This is a genomic window from Bacillus tuaregi, assembly GCF_900104575.1.
GTDB classification, from domain to species: Bacteria; Bacillota; Bacilli; order Bacillales; family Cytobacillaceae; genus Bacillus_BD; species Bacillus_BD tuaregi.
In genome coordinates this window covers 105,845-124,647 of record NZ_LT629731.1, presented here as the reverse complement: position 1 = coordinate 124,647, position 18,803 = coordinate 105,845, and the positions used below count along the sequence as shown (strand labels likewise).

Annotated in this window: 18 protein-coding genes and 4 tRNA genes; 7 read left to right on the top strand and 15 right to left on the bottom strand. The window is 39.6% G+C overall.

Annotated elements, in window-relative coordinates; translation table 11 throughout:
- The first annotated feature begins 453 nt into the window (after nt 1-453).
- Both BQ5321_RS02975 and ahpC read left to right on the top strand, forming a co-directional pair.
- The gene (locus BQ5321_RS02975; RefSeq protein ID WP_071393144.1) at nt 454-1,092 is read left to right on the top strand and encodes a hypothetical protein; all 639 of its coding nucleotides are present in this window, start codon (nt 454-456) and stop codon (nt 1,090-1,092) included.
- Nucleotides 1,093-1,421: 329 nt separating this feature from the next.
- Nucleotides 1,422-1,985, top strand: coding sequence for an alkyl hydroperoxide reductase subunit C (ahpC, locus tag BQ5321_RS02970; RefSeq protein ID WP_071393143.1), 564 nt, complete (start codon nt 1,422-1,424; stop codon nt 1,983-1,985).
- Nucleotides 1,986-2,094: 109 nt separating this feature from the next.
- Here ahpC and BQ5321_RS23600 read toward each other — a convergent pair whose 3' ends face one another.
- Together BQ5321_RS23600 and BQ5321_RS02965 are read right to left on the bottom strand one after the other, a co-directional pair.
- Entirely contained in the window at nt 2,095-2,199 is a 105-nt protein-coding gene (locus tag BQ5321_RS23600; RefSeq protein ID WP_084786618.1) for a methionine/alanine import family NSS transporter small subunit, read from the bottom strand.
- Nucleotides 2,199-3,710 carry a sodium-dependent transporter gene (locus tag BQ5321_RS02965; RefSeq protein ID WP_071393142.1) on the bottom strand — a complete coding sequence of 504 codons (1,512 nt, stop codon included), beginning with the start codon at nt 3,708-3,710 and terminating at the stop codon, nt 2,199-2,201. Before BQ5321_RS02965 ends, BQ5321_RS23600 begins: the two co-directional genes overlap by 1 nt.
- A 430-nt stretch (nt 3,711-4,140) precedes the next feature.
- On the opposite strand from BQ5321_RS02965, the gene BQ5321_RS02960 reads away from it, so the two are divergent.
- The 5 genes from BQ5321_RS02960 (at nt 4,141) to BQ5321_RS02940 (ending at nt 8,652) form a co-directional block, all read left to right on the top strand.
- Entirely contained in the window at nt 4,141-4,347 is a 207-nt protein-coding gene (locus BQ5321_RS02960) for a hypothetical protein (RefSeq protein ID WP_071393141.1), read from the top strand.
- 45 nt (nt 4,348-4,392) lie between these two features.
- A complete protein-coding gene (locus BQ5321_RS02955) occupies nt 4,393-5,328 on the top strand; it encodes a Na/Pi symporter (protein WP_071393140.1) in 936 nt (311 codons plus the stop codon).
- A gap of 133 nt (nt 5,329-5,461) precedes the next feature.
- Nucleotides 5,462-6,529: a glycosyltransferase gene (locus BQ5321_RS02950; protein WP_071393139.1), complete on the top strand. Its 1,068-nt coding sequence runs from the start codon at nt 5,462-5,464 to the stop codon at nt 6,527-6,529.
- A complete protein-coding gene (locus BQ5321_RS02945; RefSeq protein WP_071393138.1) occupies nt 6,530-7,876 on the top strand; it encodes a hypothetical protein in 1,347 nt (448 codons plus the stop codon).
- Between the two features lie 239 nt (nt 7,877-8,115).
- Complete coding sequence (locus tag BQ5321_RS02940) at nt 8,116-8,652, top strand: DUF6944 family repetitive protein (protein ID WP_071393137.1); 537 nt, start codon at nt 8,116-8,118, stop codon at nt 8,650-8,652.
- A gap of 43 nt (nt 8,653-8,695) precedes the next feature.
- Here BQ5321_RS02940 and BQ5321_RS25055 read toward each other — a convergent pair whose 3' ends face one another.
- The 13 genes from BQ5321_RS25055 to BQ5321_RS02880 form a co-directional block, all read right to left on the bottom strand.
- On the bottom strand, nt 8,696-8,887 hold the full coding sequence (locus BQ5321_RS25055; RefSeq protein ID WP_084786905.1) for a Ger(x)C family spore germination C-terminal domain-containing protein: 192 nt from the start codon (nt 8,885-8,887) through the stop codon (nt 8,696-8,698).
- Nucleotides 8,888-8,897: 10 nt separating this feature from the next.
- Entirely contained in the window at nt 8,898-9,377 is a 480-nt protein-coding gene (gene rlmH / locus BQ5321_RS02935; RefSeq protein WP_071393136.1) for a 23S rRNA (pseudouridine(1915)-N(3))-methyltransferase RlmH, read from the bottom strand.
- A gap of 326 nt (nt 9,378-9,703) precedes the next feature.
- On the bottom strand, nt 9,704-10,930 hold the full coding sequence (locus tag BQ5321_RS02930) for a S1C family serine protease (protein WP_071393135.1): 1,227 nt from the start codon (nt 10,928-10,930) through the stop codon (nt 9,704-9,706).
- A 165-nt stretch (nt 10,931-11,095) separates the two neighbouring features.
- Nucleotides 11,096-11,890, bottom strand: coding sequence for an MBL fold metallo-hydrolase (locus tag BQ5321_RS02925; protein WP_071393134.1), 795 nt, complete (start codon nt 11,888-11,890; stop codon nt 11,096-11,098).
- A 6-nt stretch (nt 11,891-11,896) separates the two neighbouring features.
- A complete protein-coding gene (locus BQ5321_RS02920; RefSeq protein ID WP_071393133.1) occupies nt 11,897-12,718 on the bottom strand; it encodes a two-component system regulatory protein YycI in 822 nt (273 codons plus the stop codon).
- Complete coding sequence (locus tag BQ5321_RS02915; RefSeq protein ID WP_071393132.1) at nt 12,705-14,024, bottom strand: YycH family regulatory protein; 1,320 nt, start codon at nt 14,022-14,024, stop codon at nt 12,705-12,707. Before BQ5321_RS02915 ends, BQ5321_RS02920 begins: the two co-directional genes overlap by 14 nt.
- On the bottom strand, nt 14,021-15,862 hold the full coding sequence (gene walK / locus BQ5321_RS02910) for a cell wall metabolism sensor histidine kinase WalK (RefSeq protein ID WP_071393131.1): 1,842 nt from the start codon (nt 15,860-15,862) through the stop codon (nt 14,021-14,023). The genes BQ5321_RS02915 and walK overlap by 4 nt, the downstream gene beginning before the upstream one ends.
- 6 nt (nt 15,863-15,868) lie before the next feature.
- Nucleotides 15,869-16,579 (bottom strand): response regulator YycF, encoded by a 711-nt coding sequence (gene yycF / locus BQ5321_RS02905; protein WP_071393130.1) that lies wholly within the window; start codon nt 16,577-16,579, stop codon nt 15,869-15,871.
- Nucleotides 16,580-16,876: 297 nt separating this feature from the next.
- Nucleotides 16,877-16,949: transfer RNA gene (locus tag BQ5321_RS02900), tRNA-Phe, on the bottom strand.
- A 27-nt stretch (nt 16,950-16,976) separates the two neighbouring features.
- Nucleotides 16,977-17,053 (bottom strand) — tRNA-Asp (locus BQ5321_RS02895).
- Between the two features lie 53 nt (nt 17,054-17,106).
- Nucleotides 17,107-17,178: transfer RNA gene (locus BQ5321_RS02890), tRNA-Glu, on the bottom strand.
- A 9-nt stretch (nt 17,179-17,187) separates the two neighbouring features.
- A tRNA-Lys gene (locus BQ5321_RS02885) sits at nt 17,188-17,263 on the bottom strand.
- A gap of 179 nt (nt 17,264-17,442) precedes the next feature.
- A complete protein-coding gene (locus BQ5321_RS02880) occupies nt 17,443-18,735 on the bottom strand; it encodes an adenylosuccinate synthase (protein WP_071393129.1) in 1,293 nt (430 codons plus the stop codon).
- Between the last annotated feature and the right edge of the window lie 68 nt (nt 18,736-18,803).

The following is an 18,803-nucleotide window of genomic DNA, read 5'->3' as shown; positions in this document are numbered from 1 at the left end:
CACTTCTCTCCGGTATCCTTCCCTCTTTGGTCTTTTGAACCCCTCTATCGGACACTTCTCTCCTGTATCCTTGCCTCTTTGGTCTTTTGAACCCTTCTATCGGACACTTCTCTCCTGTATCCTTGCCTCTTTGGTCTTTTGAACCCCTCTATCGGACACTTCTCTCCTGTATCCTTGTCTCTTTGGGCTTTTGAACCCTTCTATCGGACAATTCAGCCATGATACCTTCCCCTCTTTGGTCCTTACATTCCCCAACCCCAAAATACAAAGAAACGTTCTCTTTAAATTGTACTTATTCGCTACTCCTACACATGCTTAGACAAATTGCTTACTTATTATCAACTAAACATGCTGATTCTTATCTATGAATGAAGGAATTTGAATCATGGTTTTTCTCAAAAATGAATAGACTCTATGTTACAATGAGAAAAAATAATAGAGGAGCTGGTAGATATGGTTAACAATTCTAGCAAAGCAATGCAGATGGAATCGGTTATTCTATTCATGATCACAAGCATGATGATCCCCTTCGCAGTTCTTAATTACCTTAATGTGTACATATGGAACATAAGCTTCAATCCGGTTGACTTTGTCTTGAAGCCATTTATCCTTGTTCCTGCGGCTAGTTTATTCCTTGCCCTGTTAACAGAGTGGACTGTTATTGTCTTTGGTTATATGAAACGTCTAAGCTTAAAAATTAAGAAACAAAATGGCCGCCTCTCGCTCAAGATTGTTGAAAGGAGTTTGCCCATCCATGTTATCGACCAAAGCTACCTAAAGCAGTTTAACATCACAAGCGGTACAATCGTTGATATGCGCATAAAAGACTGTGACCCGTTAATGATTGAGGACCAAATCGAAGTGGTTAAACTATTCGATCAGCAGCAAAAGGTAAGCGTCCCATATCTAATAGAAAGAGCAAATCTCCTCATCCAGACCACCACCTTTAAAAACAAACCCATTATATTTATTGTTGATAGTAAAAAAGAGCGGAATCGAACCATCTCTAGAATTTGGCTGAAATTAATTCTGAATCCAACATCCAAGTCAGCACAAGAAGACATTCATACGATAGAGAAACTTGTTTATTAATAATTAACGGGTTAAAGCTAAACAAATAGATCTAATACGCCTGATTCAGCCGCATCCAATCATGGTCAAGTCCAAAAAGAGAACGTAATCAGGCTCTGCATACTTGTTGTTAATCCACCTCGCTGTGTCCCCTCAGTTTGGCGCTGAGAACCTCCTAGTAATCTTCAAATAAATAGATTACCATATTATATCAATTATTTATTTATAATTATTTTAATTTAACCGTTGACATTCCTCCTCTAATGTATAATAATAGTTATTGTATTAGAATTATTCTAATCAAGCTAATCAAATATAACCTTTTAACATATATGAGGAGGAACAATATTATGTCTCTAATCGGTAAAGAAGTACAACCATTTAAAGCAATGGCTTATAAAAACGGTGATTTTATAGAAGTAACAGAACAAAACTTTAAAGGTCAATGGAGTATTGTTTGCTTCTATCCAGCAGACTTTACCTTCGTATGTCCTACTGAGCTTGAAGATTTACAAGCACAATACCCAGCACTTAAAGAGCTTGGCGTAGAGGTTTACTCTGTATCAACTGACAGCCACTTCACACATAAAGCATGGCATGACACATCAGATGCAATTGGTAAAATTACCTATACAATGATTGGTGACCCATCACACACCATTTCCCGCAACTTCGATGTCTTAATCGAAGAAGAGGGGCTAGCAGATCGTGGTACCTTTATCATCGATCCAGATGGTGTAATCCAAGCGCTTGAAATCAATGCGGATGGTATTGGCCGTGATGCTAGCACGTTAATTAATAAAATTAAAGCTGCACAATATGTTCGTAACAATCCCGGTGAGGTTTGCCCAGCTAAATGGCAGGAAGGCTCTGAAACACTTAAGCCAAGCCTTGATCTTGTAGGAAAAATCTAAGAAACCTAAGCTAAAAGGGACTTTCCAATTTACTTTGGAAAGTCCCTTTTGATTTGATTCGTATTAATATTCTTAACAAAGACTTAATACCTTTAATACGTTTCTTGCTCTACTTCTGTTTCGCCTTTCTTACCGCATGTGTGATGCTTGCCGCAAGGCCACCCCAAATAACTACCATCCCAATCACCATCATCGTTACTGCGCTTCCGTCCATTATTTAGAAACCCCCTTGCTACCATCAACATGAATTTCAGTCTTATTCCATTTAACAAAGGAGAATACAAAGCCTAGTACAATAACCGCAACTGCAACCAGCCAGCCATAAGTAGTCACAAAGGATGTTGCATATCCACCATAGTTTTCCACAAGATTCGTTTTAATATTGTCGTACATCATGTAGCCAAGCACAACAGGTGTTACTACACTTAAACAGATTCTCCACCATGCTCCAAGCTTCATATCTGAAACAGAGTCCGCATGCTGCTGAAGGCTTTTAAGCTCACGTAAGAACCAAGCAATAACGACAACCTCAACTAATCCAGCTAACGCTACGCCCATGTTATTAATGAAGTAATCCACTACATCTAAGAAATATAGTCCTCCCTGTGTAGCAAATACAATTGAAATTATCGCCGCTAGTCCGCCTCCAACTAAAACAGACCTAGTACGCGAGACATTGAATTTATCCTGCACACCAGCAATAAACGTTTCTACAATTGAAATCAGCGATGAAAGCCCCGCTAGAATTAACGAGCCGAAGAATAGAAAACCAAAAAATTCATTAAAGGCAGGGAATTGATTAATAATTTGCGGGAATACAACGAACGCTAATCCCACACCTCCGGAAACCACTTCATCTACCCCAACACCCTGCTGCTGGGCCATAAATCCTAGAATACTGAAGACACCAATACCTGCTAGAAGCTCAAATCCGGAATTTGCAAAGCCGGTAATAAAGGCATTATTTGTGATATCAGATTTCTTAGGAAGATAGCTTGAGTAGGTTACCATAATCGCAAAGGCAATCGATAGGCTAAAGAATATTTGCCCATAGGCAGCAACCCATACCTTACCACTCATAATTGCATCCCAGTTAGGCTTGAAAAAGGCGTTTAGCCCTTCAATGGCTCCATCTAATGTTAAGGCGCGAATAACAATAATTAAAAATAAAACAAAAAGGACAGGTAAAAAGATTTTATTAGCGGCCTCGATGCCTTTTTTAACACCTTTAAATAGAACACCTAATGTAATAATCCAAACGATCACAAGAGGAATGAAGACTCCTGGTACGATACTGCCGAATTGACCCGGGGTTTCTGCCAGCTTCAAATACTCTCCATACAAGAACCCCTCCGTATCATCTCCCCATTTCAGGTTAACAGCAAAGACTGAATAGGACATGGCCCAAGCAATAATAGCTGCATAATATACGGATATCACGAAGGAAATTCCTACCTGCCACCATCCAATCCACTCAGTCTTTTTATTGATTCGAGAGAAGGATAATGGCGACGAGCCGCGATACTTATGTCCAATCGTAAACTCCATGATTAACAGCGGAATTCCTGCAGTTAATAGGGCAAATAAATAAGGTAAAAAGAATGCCCCTCCACCATTTTCATAGGCTGTAGCTGGAAATCGCCAAATATTTCCTAGCCCAATTGCCGAGCCTGCAGCAGCTAAAATAAAGCCTGCTCGTGATCCCCATTGCGGACGATTATCCATTGTAGTAATACCCCCTTTTTTATTTAGAACTTATACTGCAAACAGAAAGAACAATAGAAAATTTCTATAATTTCAGAAAATTTTCTATAATATAAATTTAGTATATATAGTTAACCCTTGTCTGTCAAAATATTATTTTAGTAAATGTTAATTTTCGCCAAAACTTATCTTGCTTTGACAAAATCCCACTGATTAATAGCATCTATTCAATATTAAAATATTAATATTTGCCCTTTAGGTATACCATTAATCCCTCCTAATCAGAAAATAGCCTTGCTTCATTTTCTATTAATAGGCTATAAGAATGCCGGCAGCGGTTCTCCATTCGCTCTCCACTGCCTTTAGGAATAAAGCACATTTATTGGAAATTCCTAAGCATGTCCCGTTTAAAATGCATACATTACAGTAGGAATGTTATGGAGGTGGTAACGTGATTGATATCATCCTATACCCCATATTAATTGGAATTATTGTATACGGAATTATGATCGTAAGAATCGTAATGAATTATCAAAGTAAAGAAATCATTAGGGATATAGTAGAAGAAGCAAGGCATGAGCAGAAAACAGAGCAAATCTCCACTACTGCAGAGCTGCCTACTGGACTATCGCAGCAGAGAAAACAAATAGAAAAATAAACTTCAAACTCGAAATAGACACTAAAGGAAAGGAGGGGACTAGAAATAATCCAGTTATTATTTTTTTCTCTTCTTGTTGGAGTATTTCTGTTTGGAATGTATTTGCTTAGAACTGGACTGTACCAATTATCTGCGGAAACGATGAAAAATTGGCTGGTCCATCTTGCAGATACACCATGGAAGGGATTCCTTCTGGGCATCGTCATTACGGCCCTTTTACACAGCAGCTCAGCTGTCATGATTATTACCATCGGATTAGTTGCAGCGAGAATTCTGACGTTTACCCAATCTATTGGAATTATTCTTGGGACAAATGTTGGAACAACCATCACAGCAGAAATCATCACTTTTAATATTGAGTCCTCCATTATCCCTCTAGCGATTATTGGTGCTATTCTATTTTTCATAAAACGGGCAAATTTCCGTAATACTGGTCTTATACTCCTTGGCATATCAGCTGTTTTTGGCGCAATGTGGGGATTTGAAGCCTTAGCAATGCCGCTAAAGGATATGGCCTATATACAGGAACTACTCCTTGCTCTAGATAACAATCTTTTCTATGCAGTATTAGCTGGTGCCGTTCTCACTGCTATTATTCAATCAAGTACGGCGACTACCGGGATTATTATGGGTTTTTTATCAGCCGGTACGATGACCTTGGACACTGGAATTGCCATTATATTAGGAGCCAATATTGGTACATGCGTCGATGCATTATTGGCCTCTATTGGTTCTGGAAAAGAAGGAAAACTGACTGCTCTTGCACATACATGGCTGAATATTATTGGTGTTTTTGCCTTTTTCCCACTGATTGGACTACTAGCCAAAGTAGGTGAATCACTATCAGCCCAGCCGGATGTTCAACTTGCACATGTCAGTGTCATTTTTAATATCATCGTCTCACTGATTGTTCTCCCCTTTGCCGCTCCCTTCGGTAAAATAATTCTAAAACTACATGATCGAAGAAAAACACAAACCTAGTACCTTCTATTTATACTCCACCACCTCTATAAAAAGGGAAGCCGCAATTTTCTTTCCATTTTGTCCAAGTCTATTCCCACAGCATTGCATACTGTATCAATATAATATAATCATTCGGAAGGAGTAGATTTATTTGTCAAAAGCTCTACATTTAAATTTAAGAGTTGACTCCACTCAATATATCCCTCAAATTCGCCAAGTTCCAGGCTATGATTACATCCACATGGTACGTCAACCCAAATACATGATTGACATGACTTTGCTTAATGAAAAGGTTCAATATCTAAATGAAATATTCTCTCCAAAGGATTTTGTTAAGAAAAATAAAATTTCCCTTATTCATGCCCACCATGGCCAATTGGGCATTTTATTACTCCCTTTTAAAAGAAAGACAGGCCTCCCGTTAGTTACGAGTATTCGAGGCCGAGATGGAACATTAGCTGATCAGCCTGTTGGGTATTTGGATAGTATGAAAATGCTGTTTAAGGAGGGAGATGAATTCTATCCCGTTTGTCAATATTTAGCCGATAGAATAATCGCTTGGGGCTGTCCAGCGAAAAAGGTCAAGGTGCTTTATGGAGGAGTCGATTTAAGTAAATACCCTTACAGCCCGCCGCGAAGCACCGCAAAGACACAAAATATTTTATCTGTAGGCAGATTAGTCGAAAAAAAGGGTCACCATGTTTTAATGGAAGCCTTTCAAAAGTTTAAACAAAAATATCCTCAAGCGACCTTAACAATAATCGGTAGAGGGGAGCTTGAAGAAGAGCTTAGAGCTCTAGCAGAGCAGCTGAAGTTAGGGAGTTCGTTTCAGTTATTAAATCACCTTCCAAAGGACAAGGTTCGAGAGCATATGGAGAATGCCGATTTATTTGTTGCCGCCAGCATGGAGGCCGCTAATGGTGATGTGGAAGGAATTCCAAATACACTTAAGGAAGCGATGGCACTAGGTGTTCCTGTCGTCTCAACCACTCATGCAGGGATACCTGAGCTAGTCACTCATAAAAAGGAAGGCCTCCTCGTACAGGAAAATAATGTAGACGAGCTCGCAGCAGCCCTTGAACAGATGTTCACTAATAGAAAGTCATGGGAAAAATATACGCGTGCAGCACGCCTCAAAATTGAACAATCCTTTGATCAAGCAAAGCAGCTTCAATTACAGGCTCAATACTATAATCAATTGTTAGGAGGGAAGAAATAGATGGCGGATTTTAAATCAATTAAAGTCACTAAGGGTGAAAAGACGCTGCTAATAGATAATCCCACACCCTACCCATTAATCGGGGCAGGTACTCAAGGAGCCGTTTTTAAACTGTCTGAAAAGAAATGTGTAAAAATCTATTCAGACGAGCTACAGGCAAAAATGGAAGCAGAGGCCCTTAAAGCTGGACAAAAATTACCCTTTTTCCCTCGATTATATGAAACAGGTAGAAATTATGTCGTCATGGAGTATTTTAATGCACCAACACTAAAAGAGTACCTTCGAAATTGCACCTATATCCCTGAATCCATTGCAAAAAAGCTGCTTACGATTTTAAGCGAATTAAAAAAGGCAAAATTCACTATGATTGATGCTCCTCTCCGTCATATCTTCGTCCTAGATAATGAAGAATTAAAAATAGTTGATCACGTAAACGCCTTCAAAAGAATTCATCCAGTGCCATTAAAGCTACTACGAGATTTAAATATTATACTCTTAAAGGAATCCTTTTTAGCCTGGGTAGAGGTATTGGAGCCAACCACTTTTAAAATGTGGGAGAAGTATTTCCAAGAAAATGATTTAGACTATCGAAACATTCCCGTTACTTCCGGTGGTTCTGGAAAGGGTGTAAAGGTCGACAGCGCGGTTACACAGCCATTAATTGGAAAGGGCCATCAGGGAGCAGTATACCGTATTGCCGAGGATAAATGTGTGAAGATTTACGGCAGTATTGATCATTGCAAACAAGAAAAGGACGTCCTGTTAAAAAACAAAAAGCTGCCCTTTATCCCACAGGTATATGAAACTGGCCCCAATTATGTAGTCATGGAATATTTACTCGGCCCTAATTTAAACGCCTATCTAAAAAAACAACAGGAGCTTTCTGAGGATATTTCAAGACGGCTCCTCGACATCCTTACGCTGATGAAAAAAGCAGGCTTTAAGCAAATTGATGCTCCATTACGTCATATTTTTGTCACCAATGACGGCTTTAAAATGGTTGACCATGTGTATTCCTTCACCAGGCCCCAGGATCGCCCGCTTGAGCTCTTCCAAAACCTCCATGAAAGGGGCTTCTTAGACACCTTTCTCGAGCACGTTAAGCAAATGGATTCGAAGACACATGCAGAGTGGACAAAGCTGCCGATCCCGCTCACAGACGCAGAGATGACAGTATTGGAGGGACAGGCAGATAAAACAGCAGCAAAAAGCAAAAACGCAAACAGGAAAGCAAAGGACAAAGAAAAGAATAGTAATAAAAAGAGTCAGAGCAAGGAGAAAAAAGCCGCTTTAGCTATAAAAGAAAAGGATAAAAAGCAAGCGAAAAGGCAGAAGAAAAAAAAGTAACCTGAGGATACTCTTGAATCTTCAAATGAGACAAGTCCATCCTTTTACTTTAGAAAATCTTATAAAACCTTAAAACCACCTAAAACATTGCCATAGCAGCCTTCTAGGTGGTTCTTTTTCACCATACTTATTTATGTACGGCTCACAGTATATATCCTATCCGCAGTATTTTTGCAGCTATAACCCAATCACTTTCAGCTGCGTATACTATCCAAATGAGATTTAAGAAAGGGTTTATTATGGATAGTAATCTTAAAGCAATAATTGGTTCGTGGGAGCAAGCCCTAGGTACGCTTCTTTCTGCTATAAGCGACACTCCCTCTGCTAAAATTAATGAAACGATGCAAACCAATTTGTCATTATTAGGGAATGTAATGCAAGCAACAGGAAATGCTTTAGTTGCTGATAGCGAAAAGGAGATTACTTTAGGTAAGCTCGGAAACCAGATACAAGCTATTGGAAACTCTACCTCCATTACGGGAATCGTGATTCCGTTTAACGAAGAAGCAAAATCAGAGTTAAATATAAAAGGAAATTTACTTCAAGCTCTCGGAAGTGCAATGTCTTTACCCGATTTATTAAATAGTAAGAAAAGAACTATTGATGAACTATTGAATATTTATGGTTCAGTTCTTCAAATGATTGGAAACTCGCTACAAGCTATTGCAGGGAATATCGAGCAAACCGGGGGAAACGGGCAAACAATTAATTTTGTCGGCAGCTGGATTCAAACCATTGGTGCTTTTCTTCAAGCCATAGCACAAAGCAAAAATTAGCAAAAACTCCGCCTCTACTTATGGTAAAAGCTAACCAATCCTTTTAAAAAACATTCCCTGTTTTTATAATGTTTACTGTTACTTTTGGTTCTATCTTTACATTTTTATATTCCATTTTCCAATTGATTTTCTTCCATACTTCAGGGTAATAACTTGCTAGTTTCCTTCCGATTCCTAATGCATCACAATTTGCTTCTACAAGTGTGTCCGTGATTTCCTTTGCTTGTTTTGTTATGAAACCTCATCTATTTATGATACGGTTCATTCCGATTGATCCGAAATGCTCGATACACTTGCTCCAGCAAAATCAGTCGCATGAGCTGGTGTGGAAAGGTCATTTTCGAGAAGGAAAGTTTTTCATCTGCACGTTTTAATACTTCGTCGCTTAACCCTAGTGAACCACCAATGACAAAGGCAATCTTACTTTTACCGTATGTAGCTAGTTTATCAATAGAGTCCGCCAATTCTTCAGAGGACTTCATTTTCCCATCAATTGCTAGTGCAATCACATAAGTTTCTTGAGATAATTTAACTAGCAGTTTTTCACCCTCTTTGTTCTTTACTTGTTCCATCTCTGCAGCACTTAATACTTCAGGTGCCTTTTCATCAGGTATTTCAATCACTTCAACCCTCGCATAGCTCGATAATCGTTTTAAATATTCATCAATTCCTGCCTTTAAGTATTTTTCCTTTAGTTTTCCAACCGTTAAAATTGAGATATTCACATTTTACCCTCACTTTATAAACAAGCTATCCACAGAAGTTATCCACATATCCACATTTTATATCCACATCTTGTATGAGACCATCCGTTCCCTACAAGATATATCGTGGCAATTCGACACTATTCACACCCTGTTAATAACTATTTTAGCCATTTCCTGCGATTACTGACGAATATTTTAGTTATACACCTGTGGATGAACGCAGTCACGGGTTTATTATCGCTTTTTCATGTGGATAAACTCTCTTAAATATTCCATCACCCATCATATCATAGTCCACAAAAAAACAGGAAAGCTACTCGAGCCTTCCTGTCCAATTTCTACGATTAGTAGGTTTCACCAACCAAGGTTAACGTTGCTTCCTGTCTCTTTCCTTCACGATAATAGGTAACGCTCATCTGGTCACCAATCTGCTTTTCATTATAAAGATGCTTTCGTAATGAAATCACATCGGTGATGGTTTCTCCATCCATTTCAACAATTACATCTAGTTCCTGAAGGCCGGCTTTATCAGCTGGTGAGTTAGGAACGACTCTTTCAATCATTACGCCTTCTTTCACATCACGCGGCAGAATCAATGTTTCCTGCTGGTGATAAGAGGAGATTTCCGTTAAATTTCGAAGCTGAACACCCATTGCAGGTCTTCTAACCTCGCCATATTGCTCTAAGTCCTCAATAATAGGAATAGCCGAATTGATGGGGATGGAAAGTCCTATCCCTTCAACTGCCTCCTGAGCAATCTTCATTGAATTGATGCCGATAACCTGTCCGGCAATATTCACTAAGGCACCGCCGCTATTTCCAGGATTGATGGCAGCATCAGTTTGAAGGACCTCTACCTGCCAATCCTCCATACCATCCATATTTAAATCCACCGGAATCGTCCGCTCTAAGCCGGAAATAATTCCGCTTGTGACAGAACCCGAAAAGCCTAAACCGAGAGGATTACCAATCGCAATTACTGGCTCACCCGATTTTAAGGCATCTGAATCGCCAAACTCGGCAATTGTTTTAATATCATTGCCAGGGACTTCAATAACAGCCAGGTCCGTCCAAGGATCACTGCCCTTTATTTCTGCAGAAAGCTTTGTTCCATCTGATAAGGTAACCTCAAGTTGGTCAGCTCCTTCTACGACATGGTTATTCGTGACAATAAAGGCTCGATCGCCTGCCTTTTTGTAAATAACTCCTGAGCCTGTCCCAGCCTCCTGATTGGCATCTCCCTGCTGTGACCAAAAGCCTGCTGCTTGGATATTTGTGATTCCAACAACAGCGTCACCTGCCTTTTCAACAGCCTTTGTCACACCTGTTTCAACCTCCAGTGAAACATTTTGTGTAACTGTATTACCTTTATTACTATTTTCTTTTACTTCAACCTGGTTAGCTGGCTGTACAGAGTAGGGAAGAAGTCCATAATCAGATAAAGTTGGTACGGTTAAAGTAACAAGCAATGCTCCAACAACAGCACCTGCCAGACTAGAAAGAAAATAACCGCCCTTTCTTCCCTTTGGCTTCCTTACACGATGTTCGTCATCCTGGTCATAATAACCCACCGAGTCCACATCCTTTCTCCCGATATTTCTCTACTTTTTATTTTACCTATCTAACCAATATTATACTCGTCATGCTTTAAAAAACTAATGAAAAGGAATGACTGATCAAATTCGCCCGTCGAATTTGTGTCCGGATTTACTTAAGCTCGCTCGATAAACTACTTTTTATAATACTTTTAGCGGGGTAGGCGTCTTAGGATCTGTATCATAAAGGCTTACCTGTTCACCTACAATAATGCCCTTTGTCTCCAGGGTTTGCGTTACAGCCATACGTGCTAAATCCTTCATATTATTATCAAGACTTAAATGGGCAAGATAGATGCCCTTCGTCTGATCTCCAATGACATCACTCATCGCCAGCGCTGCATCTTCATTGGAGACGTGGCCAACATCACTTAATATTCTTCGTTTAATATTCCAGGGATAACGCCCCATCCGCAGCATACTGACGTCATGATTACTTTCAAATACATACGCATCTGCATTCGAAATCGTGCCCTTCATGCGGTCACTTACATATCCGGTATCAGTAATGATAACTAGCTTTTTACCCTCGTGATGGAAGACATAAAACATCGGTTCTGCTGCATCATGGGATACACCAAAGGATTCAATATCGACTGAACCAAAGCTTTTGACGGTTTCCATTCCAAAAATAAACTTCTGTTCGGTTGGAACTTCTCCAATTAAATGGTCCATTGCCTTCCATGTTTTCGCGTTTGCATAGATTGGCAGCTTATATTTACGAGCGAGGATTCCTACACCTTTTATATGGTCACTATGTTCATGTGTCACAAAAATCCCTGAAAGCTTACTAATATCACGACCAACTTGATCAAACAACGCCTCCATCTGCTTACCGCTAAAGCCGGCATCAACTAAAAAGGAATGATTGTCTGATTCGATAAAGGTCGCATTCCCCGTACTTCCGCTCGCAAGAATACTAAATTGTAACGCCATACTTTCTCACTCCACTATACTTTTGTCTTTTTCTTTTTCTTTTTCTTTTAATTCAACAATTTTCCCTTCAAAGGCACTGACAAATAACTTTTCTTTACCATCCACGACAAAACACCAAGCAGGATTCAATACTTGTGCTGACTCATCAACCAATGTATAGTACCCGAGCTCCACTTCTGTGATTGAGCTTTTCGGCTTTATAAAGTCATTTGAATATAGTGTCTCAATTGCCTTGATCGGTTGAATAATTTTTTCCGATTTTGAAAGCTTCACGATTTCTTCAAGATAGGTCTGCCTGTACGATTCAATTTCATTATTATCATTTAAATAAAAAATAAGCTTACCGTTATCATTTTCAAATAATGTCTTTCCTTCAAAATGCTGCGTATAAATGATCATCTTATCGTCATTGCTTTCTTCCCAGTAGCGATATTCATCACCATACAGGATATGGTTTTTAATAAAGCTGTTTAACTCGGATGGACCGAATTTATCTGATACCTTCAATGGTTCATTAAGTTCAGATTCTAATATCGTTCCGGCTGTAACCTTAGTGGTTTGATTTTTTAATGTACTATTATCCACTAAGTCCTCTTCCTTGAATTCCTTTGGTTTTGCTTTTAAATAATAATCCTCTACAAAGCTCTTCGGGAGGGTAACATATTCAATTTCATCAACCTTAAGCCGCTTTTCAATTGATTCTTCCACTTCCGGCTTTACCACTTCATATTGACTTTCATCCCATATTTTAAAGAATTCATACACTAAGTAAAGATCAAGAATCAGGAAGGAGATAATGAAAATGGTTTTGATTTTACTCCAATCCATGAGTTTCCCCTCCATGCTCTTTCGTATCAAGCGACTTCCAGATGCCATTATAATAGTAGTACCAGCAAGGCTCAAGGTCAATCAGCAGCGATTGGGCATTCATTTCCATGCTATAGCCGATTTTTATATCCTCCAGCAGATCAGAGTTAAACTGGTCTAAGCTCTCAATTTTCTCAAGGACAGCGGCCCCTGATTCCAGTGTCCGAGAAGAACTTGTTGTCAAAATATCAAAGTAAAAATTATTACGTTTATATCGGCTAATATCTGTATTGCCCCAAACTAGCTGAATTTTAGATATAGCAGGGGTATTTTCACTGAATATAGGATAGCCTTCCTGTCCATACAATCGAAAATTGACCGTTCTTAGTTCACTATCCATTCCAACAAATCGATACGAATCGGTCCAGCCTCCATGTCCATTCACAAAATCTATACTTCTCTTCAACATATCGCTTGTATTAATTTCTTTACTGCCAACCTCTGAAGGGTCTATATAAGTAATCAGATTACTGCTCGGATTAACTTTCATTAAGCTTGATGCATCTTTATACTCTACACCTGTGCTAGTATTATTTTTCTGAACAAGACTAGGGTCGTCGAAAAGTGCATTTTTAAACTTGTTAGAATCTAATTCGGCGGAGAGATGCTGGTAGCTGAATAATTCAATTTCTTCCTCAGGGAGATAAATTCTGTGCCCAGATGCTGTTTGATGCGGGAAATACTTACGATAGGCTTTCGAAGCTTCATAATAAGCTCCCTTAAAATCAGCAATAAATGTTAAAGTAACAATACTTCGATAGATTGTTTTGTCTTCCTGTGAAACGAAATAAACAACCCCATGCTCACGCTCGTCAATATTCAACGGAATAATGATTTGACTAAACTGGAAATTTGGTACATCTTTTTCCTTCACTCCGAGAACATTTTTATATACATTCATCATGATAGGGCTGGGGAATAGAATTTCCACTGCTTCTTGATTATCAGTAAGAGAATATATATCGATTGCCTCAAAACTAATACGCTCAAATCCACTATAATTCCAAGTGCTTATTTCATTAATCATTTGATCCACATTATCTTCTGTAAGAGTTCCATAAAAGGCCCCAGCAGAATGAAAGATAATTTGCTCAGGCTTCACGATTTCCTTGATTGTTTTCTTGGGACTAAAGCTCACCTCTTGAACCGTTTCACCATTCCCTAACTCTTCATAATTCGGCTGATACGTCCAGAGGCTCCAGGTTAACAGCAAGCTCAATCCAACAAGAATGGTTAAGATGATGGATTTAATACTTTCATATGTCAACTCCAATCATCCTCCTCGTCCTCGTACTTTTCATAGGGCAGACTAAAGAATATCGTTGTTCCTTTTCCTTCAATACTTCTAGCCCAAATATGACCGTCATGGGCCTCAACCATTTCCTTAGCTATGGCTAATCCCAGTCCGGTGCCACCCAATTTTCTGGAGCGCGCTCTATCGACGCGATAGAAACGGCCAAAGATTTTATTCACGTTTCCTTTCGGGATTCCCACACCCTGGTCGGTAACACTCACAACAATTAGATCATCCTGTTCCTTAATCCTAAAGGTAACTTTTCCTCCCTCGGGTGAGTACTTTAATGCATTAGAAATAATATTATCAATGACCTGTGTCAACTTATCAGCATCTATTTCCAGCAATACAGGCTTGTCAGGAAGCTTTCTTTCAAAAGAAACGGTTTGATCCTTTGTCAGCTCAAACCGGTCAATAATCCGGTTGAAAAACATCACAAAGTCAACCCATTCCCTTGACAGCTTATAATCCTTGCTATCCATTTTCGAGAGCTGTAATAAATCATTGACAAGGCGAATCATCCGCTCTGTTTCATTTTGAGCTACATTTAGAAAATTCGGTGCAATCTCTTTATCCTGCCATGCCCCATCCGACAGGGCTTCCAAATAGCTCCTCATCGTTGTTAATGGCGTCCTCAGTTCATGAGACACATTCGCAACAAACTCCCGACGCTCCATTTCAATCTTTTCCTGATCCGTAATATCATGTAAAACTGTTATAAGACCATTTACAAAACCCGTTTCCTTTTGAATAACTGAAAAATTTGCACGCAGAATATACGGACTCCCATCCGTACTATAATCCAAAATGACAGAATCCTTTTCTGAAACCAGTTCGTCAAAGGTATATTCATTTTCAAGGTCAAGAAGTGAAACAATCGGAGTAGAAAGCACCGTTTCACGTGAAACGTTCAACATCAAGGCAGCCTGATCATTAATCAGGATTACGCGTCCCCTTCTGTCTGTAGCGATTACCCCATCTGTCATATACGAAAGAACGGATGATAGCTTTCGCCGTTCACTCTCAGTCGAGCTTTGGGCCTCCTGAAGCTTTTTCGTTAAATTATTAAAGGCAAATGCCAACTGACCAATTTCATCATTGCCATAGACCTTTACCTTCCGGGAATAGTTCCCCTTAGAAAGCGCTATGGCTTGCCGCCTCATATCGGATATCGGCTTGGTAATCGCTCTTGCGAGTAAAAAGCCTAATACAACTGTAATCACCAGTGCAATAACCGTACCCGTGATAAAGATTTGATTAATTTGCTTCATTTGTACAAAGACATTTTCGATTTTGGCAACAAAGTATATGGCTCCCACGACCTCATCATTTGCCATAACAGGACTTGTTAAGACCCATATCCGTTTGCCAGTATTTCTGTCTATCATTTCCCGTTCATCTTTCTGGGATGTTGCCAATACTCTTAGTATCCTTGTTTCCGTTGTTTTTTGTCCGACAATTTCCTGATTATCAAGGTCAGAGGTACCAAGAATTCGACGTGATTTCCCGTCGATAACTCTAACCTCAATAATATCTGAGGAAGACCGATAATCACCCAGTATATTTTTAATACTGGTTTCTAATGGTACTTCCTCTTCCTCCGGTTCTGTCTCCTTCGTCAACAACTCTTCAATATAATAATTAAGCAGCTTTTCCTTATCCTCTATAGATGTTGTAAAGTTTTCCTTTAAGGTTGATTCTAACTGTCTGACAAAATAAACACCTATGACCTGCATAGCAATAATGATGAGCAGCATATAAATAAGGACCGTTTTGTGCTGAACAGATTGAAAAAAACCAACTTTTCTCATAAAGTCTTATGACTCCTGCTCAGGGTTTCGAAGATAATAGCCGACTCCTCTTCTCGTTACAATCCAAAGCGGGTGACTTGGGTTATCCTCGATTTTTTCCCTCAAGCGTCTAACGGTTACATCTACAGTCCGCACATCCCCAAAATAGTCATAGCCCCAAACCGTCTGTAATAAATGCTCCCTCGTCATAACCTGTCCAATATGCTGAGCTAAATAGTGCAGCAGTTCAAATTCACGATGTGTAAGCTCGATCGTTTCACCACGTTTTGACACAATATATGCATCTGGGTGAATCGTTAACGAGCCGATTGCTATCTCATTTCGTTCTTCTTCCTCAGATACAGCTGCAACGGCCTGATGTCGTCTCAAATTAGCCTTTACACGAGCAATTAACTCTCTCGTACTAAAGGGCTTTGTGATATAATCATCTGCACCCAATTCAAGTCCCAGTACTTTATCAATTTCTGAATCCTTAGCTGTAAGCATAATAATCGGCATTTCATATTTTTTACGAATTTCTCGGCACACTTCCATCCCGTCCAGCTGTGGAAGCATAATATCAAGCAGCACTAAGTCAGGTATGATTGTATCAACCATCTCCAATGCCTCATGACCATCGTATGCACAGGTTACTTCATACCCTTCCTTCACTAAATTAAACTGTAATATATCTGCAATGGGCTTCTCATCATCAACAACAAGAATTTTCTTATTCATACTTTTCTATCGTTCCTTTCGATTTCATATCCATCATTTCCTCATAACAATAAAAGTTATGAATAATAGTAACATTCTACATATGTTTCCTAGTTTACTTTATCATTTTATCCCTCGATATTCACGTTTTTCAATAGAGCCCTACAACCATATTACAAAATGATGACAAAAAATAAAGTATGGCACGGTTTTATTATGTTTCATATAACAGAATAAAAGCCTCTATTTCTAACCGATAGATTAAATTTATGTAACAAAAAGGAGTATGACATAATCATACTCCTTTTTGTTACATAGTGGCTCAGGACGGAATCGAACCGCCGACACATGGATTTTCAGTCCATTGCTCTACCGACTGAGCTACTGAGCCATATGAAATTATAATATTTTACATAAATGGCGGTCCGGACGGGACTCGAACCCGCGACCTCCTGCGTGACAGGCAGGCATTCTAACCAACTGAACTACCGGACCAGATTTTATTTAGAAATCGCTTGAAACGCCAATTGGCGCTTCCGCTTTCTAAATGACCCCTACGGGATTCGAACCCGTGTTACCGCCGTGAAAGGGCGGTGTCTTAACCGCTTGACCAAGGGGCCATTAACAAATGGTGAGCCATGAAGGACTCGAACCTTCGACCCTCTGATTAAAAGTCAGATGCTCTACCGACTGAGCTAATGGCTCTAACTAGAATATCTGTCGTTCGTGACGACGCTTTTTATAATATCATAGAAAAATAGTATAATGCAACCATTTATTAAAGTTTTTACCTAAAGTTTTATCTAAATAATAAAAAGGGGGGAGATGCCAAATAGCTTCTCCCCCTGAAACAATCCGATTCTAATGCTTCGCGCTTTACTTTATTAAGCTTGGCGCCATGGGCTACGGATTACGTTTGTTTGTGTACGGTCAGGACCAACAGAGAACGTCGTAAGCGGAATACCTGTTAATTGTGACACACGCTCAACATAATGACGGGCATTTTCTGGAAGTTCGTCAAGTGAACGGCAGCCAGTTATATCTTCTTTCCAGCCAGGTAGCTCTTCGTATACAGGCTCACAGGCCTCAAGCACCTTTAGGCTTGCAGGGAATTCTTCAATAACTTCCCCATTGTAGCGATAGGCCACACAAATTTTCAACGTCTCAATCCCAGATAATACATCAATAGAGTTAAGTGATAGGTCAGTCAATCCGCTAACACGGCGTGCATGACGAACAACGACACTGTCAAACCAGCCCACACGGCGCGGACGGCCTGTTGTTGTTCCATACTCACGACCAACTTCACGAATTTGATTGCCGATTTCATCATTTAATTCAGTAGGGAAGGGACCGTCACCAACACGGCTTGTATAGGCCTTACATACACCAACCACATGTGTGATTTTCGATGGTCCTACACCAGAACCAATTGTCACTCCACCTGCAACCGGGTTAGAGGATGTAACAAATGGATATGTACCTTGGTCAATGTCCAGCATCACACCCTGTGCACCTTCAAATAGTACACGGCGACCTTCGTCCAAAGCATCATTTAAGACAACAGATGTATCACAAACATATTGTTTCACCTGCTGGCCATATTCATAATATTCATCTAAGATTTCTTCAATCTTAAAGCCTTCTGTTTCATAAAACTTTTCTAGCATCCGGTTTTTCTCTTTTAAATTTTGCGCAAGCTTTTCCTCGAAAACTTCACGATCAAGAAGGTCAGCAATTCGGATTCCTGTTCTGGCTGCTTTATCCATGTAAGCAGGTCCGATTCCTTTCTTCGTTGTACCAATTTTATTGGCACCTTTCCGCTCCTCTTCCACTTCATCCAAGCGGATATGATAAGGTAAAATGACATGGGCACGGTTACTAATACGAAGATTATCCGTTGAGACCCCTTTATCATGTAAGTAAGCTAATTCCTGTACTAATGCCTTAGGGTCTACAACCATTCCATTTCCGATTACACTAATCTTATCCTTGTAAAAAATTCCTGATGGAATTAAATGAAGCTTGTACGTCTCGCCATTAAACTTAATGGTATGCCCGGCATTATTTCCGCCTTGATAACGGGCAATCACTTCTGCGTTTTCTGACAGGAAGTCCGTGATTTTCCCTTTTCCCTCGTCTCCCCATTGTGTACCAACAACTACTACTGATGACATGTAAAAAAGCACCTCCAAAGGTTACGGTCATATTTTTAATTAAAAGTATACGGTTTCAACATGATACA